Source organism: Actinoplanes sp. NPDC051633, assembly GCF_040681735.1.
Taxonomy (GTDB): domain Bacteria; phylum Actinomycetota; class Actinomycetes; order Mycobacteriales; family Micromonosporaceae; genus Actinoplanes.
On sequence record NZ_JBFAZH010000200.1, the window covers coordinates 1 to 8,956 of the forward strand.

Genomic DNA, 8,956 nt, shown 5'->3' on the forward strand with positions numbered 1-8,956 from the left:
CCCGGATCGCGGCCGCCGCCCTCGCCGACACGATCGACGCGGTGACGGCATGCCGCGCGGTGAGCCGCACCCTCGTCCTGGACGGCGCCCACCCGGTGCCGCTCGGCTGGCGCAGCCGGCCGCAGTGCGGTGCGGGCCTTCCCGAGCGGCTGTCTCGCGCGTACGTCGACGGTCCGAGCCTGCTCGTCGGCATGGACACGCCCCAGCTCACCGCGGATCTGCTGGACGCGGCGACGAACCGGCTCGGCCACGCCGACGCGGTGCTCGGCCCGGCGGCCGACGGTGGCTGGTGGGCGTTGGGGCTGCGGAATCCCGCGCACGCCGCCGTGCTGCGCCGGATCCCCACCTCCACCGCGACCACCGGCGCGGACACGCTGGCCGCGCTACGCCTGCTCGGCCTGCGGGTGGAGCTGCTGCCGGAGCTGTCCGACGTGGACACCATGGCGGACGCCGGAGCCGTTGTCGCCCTGTGCCCGCCGACCGGCCGTTTCCCGGCGGTTCTGGCCCGCATCACCGCGGCCGCACCGGTCGCCGGAGGTGTGCGATGACGGCGACCGCGCATGTCGATCGCCCGGCCGCCCGGCCCGTGCTCGCGATCTACGACGCCGCGCTTCGCCGCGCTCATTCCGGTCGCCCGGCGGCATTGACCTTGCGCGACGACCGCGGCGACGACCACGGGCTGGACCCGGCCGCCTGGTGCCGCGACGCGACGCCGGGCGACGACGGGCTGCTGGCACGCTGCGCCGGGCCGACCCTCGACGTCGGCTGCGGACCGGGCCGGCTCACCGCCGCCCTGAACCGCGCCGGTCACCCGGCGCTGGGCATCGACATCAGCGCCGCCGCCGTCCAGCTCGCCCGGCGGCGCGGAGCCACCGCCCTGCGCCGCGACGTGTTCGATCCGCTGCCCGGGCACGGCCGGTGGCGGCACCTGCTGCTCGCGGACGGCAACATCGGCATCGGCGGCGACCCGGCCCGCCTCCTGCGTCGCTGTGGTGACCTGCTCGCGCCGGCCGGGCGGCTGCACGCCGAGGTCGGCGCCCCCGGCACCCGGAGCTGGTCGGGCCCGGCCAGCATCCGCGCCGACCACGCCGACCATGCCGGCGACGCGGCGCACAGCGCGGAATTCCGCTGGGCCGCGGTCGCCGCGACCGATCTGAGCGCCCACGCCGCCGCGGCCGGCCTGCGGATCCTCGGCTTCTGGACGGAGGCGAACAGATGGTTCACCACCCTGACCCGGTCGTGAAGCCGGCCGGCCGATGGCACCGCCTCGCGGACCGGCAGCTCCCCGCCCCGCCGGAGACACTGCGCCGCGGGCCGCTGCGCCGCGGAGCCTTCCCGTCCCGGGCGCGATCCGCGCGGTTGACCAGCCAACTCGGCGTCGCGCTGGCCGTCTCGTTCGGGATCTGCATGCTGACCGGCGTGCTCAGCCACTTCATCCAGCATCCGCCCGGGTGGTTCGGGTGGCCGTCGCGGCCGGTCGGTCTCTATCGGGTCACCCAGGGACTGCACGTGGCGACCGGGCTGGCCACCGTACCCCTGCTCGGGGTGAAGCTCTGGTCGGTGTATCCGCGCCTGTTCGCCTGGCCGCCGGCGCGGACGGTGGCCCACGCCGCCGAGCGCCTGGGCGTCGCCGTGCTGGTCGCGGCGGCGCTGTTCCAGGTGGTCAGCGGCGTGTTCAACGTCGCCCGCTGGTACACGCCCTTGCCGTTCTTCTTCACCGCCGGTCACTACCGGGTGGCCTGGCTCGCCATCGGCGCGCTGCTCGTCCACCTCGGCGTGAAGCTGCCGATCGTCCGCGCCGCCCTGCGTCGGGTCCGCACCGCGACCGGACCGCGGCTGCGGCGGCGCGTCGTGCTGGGCGCCGCCGCGACCGCCGCCGGTGTCGTCACCCTGGGCACGGTGGGACAGACCGTCACACCGCTGGCCGCGGTGTCCCCCCTGGCGCCCCGGCGCCCCCGCGAAGGACCGCAGGGCCTGGCCGTGAACAAGACCGCCGCCGGCGCCGGCGTCCGCGACGCGGCCCTCGACCCCGGCTATCGGCTCGCCGTCGCCGGCCCAGGCCGTACCGTCGCGCTGAGCCTCGCCGACCTCACCGCGCTGCCGCAGCACACCGCCGTGCTGCCGATCGCCTGCGTGGAGGGGTGGAGCGCCACCGCGACCTGGACCGGGGTACGCCTGCGCGACCTCGCCGCGCTCGTCGGCGCCGACCCGGACGATGCCGAGGCCGTCGTCGAATCCCTGCAGACCGGTGGCCGGTATCGCACCTCGACCGTGCCGCCGCCGCACCTGCGGGACCCGTGGACGCTGATCGCCCTGCGGCTCAACGGCGCGGTCCTGCACGTCGACCACGGCTATCCGGCTCGGCTCATCGCCCCGAACCGCCCGGGCGTCCTGCAGACCAAGTGGCTCGGCCGCATCACCGTGCGCAGCGATCGCGAGGGCGGATCGTGAGGCGCGCGCTGATCGCGACCGGCCTGCTCGCGATGGGGTACGCCGTCGCCGGCGCCCTCACCGACCCGGACGTCCAGCCGATCGGCGTCGTGATCTTCCTGGTCGCCGTCCTCGTCGCGCACGACGGCATCCTGCTGCCCGCGATGATCGGCGTCGGCGCGCTGATCGGCCGCCTGCCCGACCCGGCGCCGGTCCGTATCGCCGCGGTCACCTCGGCGGCCGTCGCACTGGTCGGGGTCCCGCTGCTGATCGGGTCCGCCGGCGTCCCCGCGTCCCGGCTGCTGCTCGTTCTCGGCCTGGTGTGGGCCGGCGCGCTCGTGGTGACGCTGGTGCGCCGCAACCGTAAGGGGTCGGAAGGCTCTTCCCCGGTCCCGGATCGGTAGCGTGGTGCGGGTGGCACATTCCGTACTCGTCGTGGATGACGACCCGACCGTCAGCGACGTCGTCCGCCGCTATCTGGAGCGGGACGGCTGCCGGGTCCGGCTGGCCTTCGACGGCCACGACGCCCTCGCGGCCGTCGCCGAGGAGGTGCCCGACCTCGTCGTCCTCGATCTGATGATGCCCGGGGTCAGCGGCCTCGACGTCTGCCGGCAGCTGCGCCGTGACCTGCCGGACCTGCCCGTCGTCATGCTGACCGCCCTCGGGGAGGAGGCCGACCGGGTGGCCGGCCTCGAGGTGGGCGCCGACGACTACGTGACCAAGCCGTTCTCGCCCCGCGAGCTGGTCCTGCGGATCCGTTCGGTGCTGCGGCGGACCGCCCCGGCCACCCCGGCGGCGCCGGCCGTGCTCACCGACGGCGACCTGACCGCGGACACGGGGCGCCGGGTCGCCCGGCTGAGCGGGCGGCCCCTGACCTTGACGGTGCGCGAGTTCGATCTGCTGGCGTTCCTGCTGAAGAACCCGGCGCGGGCGTGGTCGCGGGCCGAGCTGCTGGAGCAGGTGTGGGGCTGGCAGTTCGGCGACCAGTCCACCGTGACCGTGCACGTCCGCCGGCTGCGGGAGAAGATCGAAGCCGATCCGGCCGCTCCGCGCCGCATCGTCACGGCGTGGGGCGTCGGCTACCGCTACGAGCCGGCCGCATGAACGACCTGCTGCTGATCGGCACGTACGCGCTCGTCGCCGGCGCCGCCGTGGCCGGCGCCGGTGCGGTGGTCCTGCGTCTGCTGAGCCGCCGGTCGATCGCCGTGCACATCTGTGTGCTGATCGCCGTCACCGTCGTCGCGGTCGCCGCCGGCGTCGTCGCCGTGTCCTGGGCGATGTTCCTGTCCGCCCACGACCTGCAGGTGGTGCTGCTGACCGTCGTCGCCGCGGCCGTGGTCAGCCTCGGCGTCGGCGCGGTGTTCGGCCGCCGCCTCGCCGCCGCCGCCGTGTGGGCCGCCGAGGCCCGGGCCACCGAGCGCCGCCTCGAGGCCGGCCGCCGTGACCTGGTCGCCTGGGTCTCGCACGACCTGCGCACGCCGCTCGCCGGGTTGCGGGCGATGGCGGAGGCGCTGGAGGACAACGTCGTCGACGACCCGGGCACGGTGGCCGAATATCACCGGCGGATCCGGGTCGAGGCCGACCGGATGAGCCGGCTCGTCGACGATCTGTTCGAGCTGTCCCGCATCAACGCGGGCGCGCTGCGGCTCGCGCTGTCGACCGTGCCGCTGGCCGACGTCGTCTCGGACGCCATCGCCACCACCGCCCCCTTGGCCGCCCGCCGCCGGGTCCGGATCCTCGCCGCCGAGTCGGGCTGGCCCGTGGTGACCGGCAGCGAGCCGGAGCTGAGCCGGATCGTGGCGAACCTGTTGGTCAACTCGGTGCGGTACACCCCGGCCGACGGCACGGTGCACATCGCGGCGGGGATGGACCACGGCGACGCGTGGCTCACCGTCTCCGACTCGTGCGGCGGCATCCCGGAGGCGGACCTGCCGCGGATCTTCGACGTGGCGTTCCGCGGCGAACGAGCCCGCACCCCGCAGAGCCCGGGCGCCACGGCCGGCGGCGGTCTGGGGCTCGCGATCGTCCGGGGTCTGGTCGAGGCCCACGGCGGCCGGGTCCACGCGCACAACACCGAGGGCGGCTGCCGCTTCGAGGTACGCCTGCCGGTCGCCCGGGCCTGACCGTCCTATCGGCGGGTGTACTCGAGGATCCGGCCGAGGTCGCGGAAGCCGGCGGCGGCGTACACCCGCTCGGCCATGGGTGTCGACTGGAGGGTCGCGGTCGTGCATCCCCGCTTCCGTCCTTCGTGGACCTGGTGCATGGTGAGGGCCGTGCCCAGTCCGCGTCGCCGGGCGTGTTCCGCGGTCCCGACGTTGTAGATCCCGCAGTCGCCGTCGAAGTCGTAGGCCAGGGCGGCCGCCACGATCTCGCCGTCGATCCGGGCGACCTGCACGTGGAACGCGGCGTGATCGGCCCCCGGGAGGAAGTTCGGTGGCAAACCCTCGAACGTCAGATATTCGGACCAGTGGGCCGGCCCGAACCGGATCTCCGCCGGGACCGGGCGGAGGTCATCGAGGTGCATGCCCATCGCGCGAGTGGTCTCCTCGACGGCGTAGCCGCGCCGCTCCAGGTCGTTGCGCATGTCGGTGTCACTCTCGTGGACCCAAGCCGCGAACCGGGCGACGCCCGCGGCCGCGTACACGGCCTCCATGGCAGGAATCGCGCCGGCGCGCTGATCGCCTGTCAGGCCGCGGTCCAGCAGAGCGTTGTTGTAGACGGAGCGCTCCGGATCGCGGGGAAAGACGGCAGCGGCCACGCCGGGCAGTCGCTGCAGCGAGGCGCCGGTCGCCCCGTCGGCGTACGCCGTCCATGAAGCGACCAACGTCGCGCTACCGCGCCGGTACAGATCGGCGTCGGCCACCACATCGTTCATCGTCGTCACCTGCCAAGCTCGGCATTCCCGCGTTCCGGCGTGAAGGCTACCTATCGAGCCGGCTGGTCGCCGGCCGGCATCGTTCCGGGTCTGTCCACATGTGTCGCCGGGAGATAGCCTGCGGCGATGAGACGGGCCGGTCTGCGTCGCTTCCTCGCCGTCGTGGTCGTCGGCGGGCTCGCCGGGGCGATGGCGATGCCCTCGGCGGCGCCGGCCCACGGCACGCTGGTGAGCAGCGTGCCCGCCAACGGCAGCACGGTGCGCGGCCGGGTCGAGGCGGTCGTGCTGACCTTCACCGAGAAGCCGGCGCCGTTCGCCCACTTCACCGTCACGGCGCCGACCGGCGTGCGGATCGACAGCGGCTGGTCGAACGGCGAACCGGCCGAGCTCGCCGAGCCGGTCCGCGAGTTCCAGAACAAGGACGGCAAGTGGCAGCCGCTGCTCTACCACATCGGCTTTCCGGTCAAGGTGACCGTGTCCCACTGGCCGGCCGCCGGGCCGTACGTGGTGACTTATCACAACGTGGCGTCCGACGGTGACACGGTCAAGGGCGAGGTGCGGTTCACGTACCACGGTGCGGCGGTGCCGGCGCCCGCGGGCTGGCAGGAGCCGACCGGTCAGCCGGGCCCGGAACTGGCGGCGGCGGCCGGCCCCGGGCAGCCGGCGGTCAGCGCGCAGCCCTCGACGGCGGTGCAGGCCGCGCCGGCGCAACCCGCGGACGACACGAGCGTGTGGGCCTGGCTGGTGCCCGTGCTCCTGATCGTCGCCGCCGCGCTCAGCTACGTGTTGATCGCGCCGCACCGGTTTCGCCGGTCCGGCCACTGAACCCTGGGCGCAAAAGTCGATCAACTCCGCGGGAACTAATCCGGCGTGGGAAGCGACCGATGGTGCGGAACGTCACCCGGCCCGGCTGGAGGAGCCCCATGTCGACGACCGCCGATGCGCCCGCGCCGCCGATCAGCGCGCCGGTGCGCCGGGCCGGGCCCGCGAAGAGCTTCGGCCCCCTGCTCCTGCGGCTGCACTTCTACGCCGGCCTCTTCGTCGCGCCGTTCATCCTGGTCGCGGCGCTCACCGGCATCCTCTACGCGTTCACGCCGCAGATCGAGCGGGCCGTCTACGCCGACGAGCTGGTCGTCGCCGACCCCGGCGGGCCGGCCAGGCCGATGTCCGACCAGGTCGCCGCGGCCCGTGCGACGCACCCGGCCGGCGACCTGATCGCTGTCCGGCCGGGCACGGGGGAGCTGACCACCCAGGTCGACTTCACGTCACCGGAGCTCGACGTCGAGCACGCCCACACCGTGTACGTGAACCCGTACACCGCCGAGGTAACGGGACAGCTCACCACCTGGTGGGCGACCACGCCGATGCGCACCTGGTTCGACGATCTGCACACCAGCCTGCACCTGGGCACGATCGGCTTCTACTACTCCGAGTTCGCGGCCAGCTGGCTGTGGGTGATCGCCCTCGGTGGCGTCCTGCTGTGGTGGCGCCGTCAGCGCGGCACGCGGATGCTGCGGCCCGACCTTGCCGCCAAGAAGGGCGTCCGGCGCACCCGCACCTGGCACGCCTCCACCGGCCTGTGGCTGTCCGTCGGCCTGCTCTTCCTGTCCGCGACCGGGCTCACCTGGTCGGAGCACGCCGGCGCCAACTTCGACGCGGCCGTCGACGCGCTGCGCGGCAGCCGGCCCGCCGTGGCCACGGAACTGACCGGCGGGGCCGCCGCGCCGACCGGCGGCCACCACAGCGAGGGTGGTGCCGCCCCGGCCACCGGCAACACCCCGGTCGACCCGGTCGCCCTCGACACGGTGCTGACGACGGCCGCCGGCGCCGGGATCGACGGACCCCTCGCGGTCGCCGTACCGGCCGATGCGACGACTGCGTGGACCGTCACCGAGATGGACGGCCTGTGGCCGCTGCGCCGCGACAGCATCGCCGTCGACGGCGCCACCGGAGCGATCACCGACCGGATCGACTACGCCGACTGGCCGGTCCTGGCCAAGGTCACCCAGGTGGGCATTTACGCCCACATGGGCGACCTGTTCGGCCTGGCCAACCAGATCGTGCTCGCCGCGCTGGCGCTCGGCCTGGTCACCGTCATCGTCTGGGGCTACCGCATGTGGTGGCAGCGCCGTCCCACCCGCAACGGCAGCCGCGCAGTCGCCGGCGCCCCGCCCGTGGGCCCAGGGGCCTGGCAGCAGCTGCCGGCCTGGGGCATCGTCGCCGGGGTACCCGTGGTCCTGGCTCTGAGCTACTTCCTGCCGCTGTTCGGCATCCCGCTCGCCGGGTTCCTGGTCGCCGACCTCATCACCGGCGCCATCCGCCGACGGCGGGCCGGCACCTGACCGGACGTGGCCCGGTCAGAACTCCTCGTGCGTACGCGGATCCAGGTTGTCGCCCTGCCCGCCGTCCGCCAGACCGTCGATCTCGGTGAGGTCGTCGTCGGTCAGGTCGAAGCCGAACACGTCGGCGTTCTCCCGCATGCGGTCGGCGTGCGACGCCTTCGGGATCGCGGTCAGCCCTTGCTGCATGTGCCAGCGCAGCACGATCTGTGCCGGGGTCCGGCCGTGCCTGGCGGCGATCGCGGCCAGCACGGGATCGTCCAGGAGCCCGCCGCGGGACAGCGGCGACCATGACTGCGTGACGATGCCCCGCCGCTCGTCGTCGGCTCGCTGCGCCGGCTGGGGGTGGCGCGGGTGCACCTCGATCTGGTTGACGGCCGGGACGACCGACAGCTCGGCCGCCAGCCGGTCGAGGTGCTCGGCGAGGAAGTTCGAGACGCCGATCGCGCGCGTCCTGCCCTCGGCCAGCAGCTCCTCCATGGCCCGCCAGGACTCCACGTACCGGTCCTGGCGGGGCAGGGGCCAGTGGATCAGATAGAGGTCCACGTAGTCCGTGCCGAGCCGGCGCAGGCTCTCGTCCAGCGCGCGCCTGGTGGATTCGTACCCGTGATCGGCGCCGCGCAGCTTGGTGCAGACGAAGACCTCCGACCGCGGGATCCCGGAGTCGGCGATCCCCTGACCGACGCCGGCCTCGTTGCCGTACCTGGCGGCCGTGTCGAACAGGCGGTAACCGATCTCGAGCGCCTGCCGCACCCGGGTCCGGGCCGCGTCGTCGTCGCCGCCTCCGGTGCCGAGTCCGAGCCGAGGCATCTCGACGCCGTTGTTCAGGGTGACGGTAGGTATCACCCGTCAGTTGTAGCACCGTTCGCGGCGGCGTATCGGCGGCCGTTGACATCGACCGGCCGCCCGTCTTGCAGTGCCACGGGCACCCCGACATCGTCGATGCAGGCCGAGACTGTGCGGGAACGGCGAAGGAGACGGCATGCGGGTGTGGAGGCTTTTTCGCCGGCGGCAGCAGGCCACCGGGCCGGCGGCCGAGTCACTCCAGGGGGCGGTGCTGCTGGACAACACCACGGTCTTCGGTGCCCGGCGGGCTCTCGACTGGGAGCCGTCGCTGCCCCGCACCCTCCCGCCCGGCGTGGACCTGCGGTCGCTGATGGACGTGATCGAGGCCATCGTGCTGGTCAACGACCTGATGGTCGACGCATCGAGCCGTTCCTTCAGCGCGTTCCCCGCGCTGCAAGAGGTCAGCGACCTGTCCAGCTCCTTCTATCGCGACACGGTCGTCGCGGAGTCGCTGAGCGACGGCCTG

General features: G+C 73.9%; 11 protein-coding genes. 9 read left to right on the plus strand and 2 right to left on the minus strand.

All coding sequences use genetic code 11. The features are described from left to right. The 6 genes from AB0M20_RS14190 to AB0M20_RS14215 form a co-directional block, all read left to right on the plus strand. Nucleotides 1–548, plus strand: a 548-nt coding sequence (locus tag AB0M20_RS14190; RefSeq protein ID WP_364298019.1) for a DUF2064 domain-containing protein, incomplete at its 5' end; no start/stop codon positions are given. Further along, nucleotides 545–1,243, plus strand: a complete 699-nt coding sequence (locus tag AB0M20_RS14195; protein WP_364298021.1) for a class I SAM-dependent methyltransferase — start codon at nt 545–547, stop codon at nt 1,241–1,243. The genes AB0M20_RS14190 and AB0M20_RS14195, both read left to right, overlap by 4 nt. Further along, a complete protein-coding gene (locus AB0M20_RS14200; protein WP_364298023.1) occupies nt 1,216–2,451 on the plus strand; it encodes a molybdopterin-dependent oxidoreductase in 1,236 nt (411 codons plus the stop codon). Before AB0M20_RS14195 ends, AB0M20_RS14200 begins: the two co-directional genes overlap by 28 nt. After that, nucleotides 2,448–2,834, plus strand: a complete 387-nt coding sequence (locus AB0M20_RS14205; RefSeq protein ID WP_364298025.1) for a hypothetical protein — start codon at nt 2,448–2,450, stop codon at nt 2,832–2,834. The genes AB0M20_RS14200 and AB0M20_RS14205 overlap by 4 nt, the downstream gene beginning before the upstream one ends. A gap of 10 nt (nt 2,835–2,844) precedes the next feature. After that, nucleotides 2,845–3,534 carry a response regulator transcription factor gene (locus tag AB0M20_RS14210; protein WP_364298027.1) on the plus strand — a complete coding sequence of 230 codons (690 nt, stop codon included), beginning with the start codon at nt 2,845–2,847 and terminating at the stop codon, nt 3,532–3,534. Beyond that, nucleotides 3,531–4,553: an ATP-binding protein gene (locus tag AB0M20_RS14215; protein ID WP_364298029.1), complete on the plus strand. Its 1,023-nt coding sequence runs from the start codon at nt 3,531–3,533 to the stop codon at nt 4,551–4,553. The genes AB0M20_RS14210 and AB0M20_RS14215 overlap by 4 nt, the downstream gene beginning before the upstream one ends. Before the next feature lie 5 nt (nt 4,554–4,558). Here AB0M20_RS14215 and AB0M20_RS14220 read toward each other — a convergent pair whose 3' ends face one another. Continuing rightward, nucleotides 4,559–5,305: a GNAT family N-acetyltransferase gene (locus tag AB0M20_RS14220; RefSeq protein ID WP_364298031.1), complete on the minus strand. Its 747-nt coding sequence runs from the start codon at nt 5,303–5,305 to the stop codon at nt 4,559–4,561. Nucleotides 5,306–5,431: 126 nt separating this feature from the next. Between AB0M20_RS14220 and AB0M20_RS14225 the strand changes: the two genes are divergently transcribed. Next, complete coding sequence (locus tag AB0M20_RS14225; RefSeq protein ID WP_364298032.1) at nt 5,432–6,130, plus strand: copper resistance CopC family protein; 699 nt, start codon at nt 5,432–5,434, stop codon at nt 6,128–6,130. Nucleotides 6,131–6,228: 98 nt separating this feature from the next. Continuing rightward, nucleotides 6,229–7,647, plus strand: coding sequence for a PepSY domain-containing protein (locus tag AB0M20_RS14230; RefSeq protein WP_364298033.1), 1,419 nt, complete (start codon nt 6,229–6,231; stop codon nt 7,645–7,647). Nucleotides 7,648–7,662: 15 nt separating this feature from the next. Here the strand turns inward: AB0M20_RS14230 and AB0M20_RS14235 are convergent, their stop codons facing one another. Then, nucleotides 7,663–8,490 (minus strand): aldo/keto reductase, encoded by an 828-nt coding sequence (locus AB0M20_RS14235; protein ID WP_364298034.1) that lies wholly within the window; start codon nt 8,488–8,490, stop codon nt 7,663–7,665. A gap of 136 nt (nt 8,491–8,626) precedes the next feature. Between AB0M20_RS14235 and AB0M20_RS14240 the strand changes: the two genes are divergently transcribed. Then, the coding region (locus tag AB0M20_RS14240; RefSeq protein WP_364298035.1) for a hypothetical protein at nt 8,627–8,956 on the plus strand (330 nt) is incomplete at its 3' end.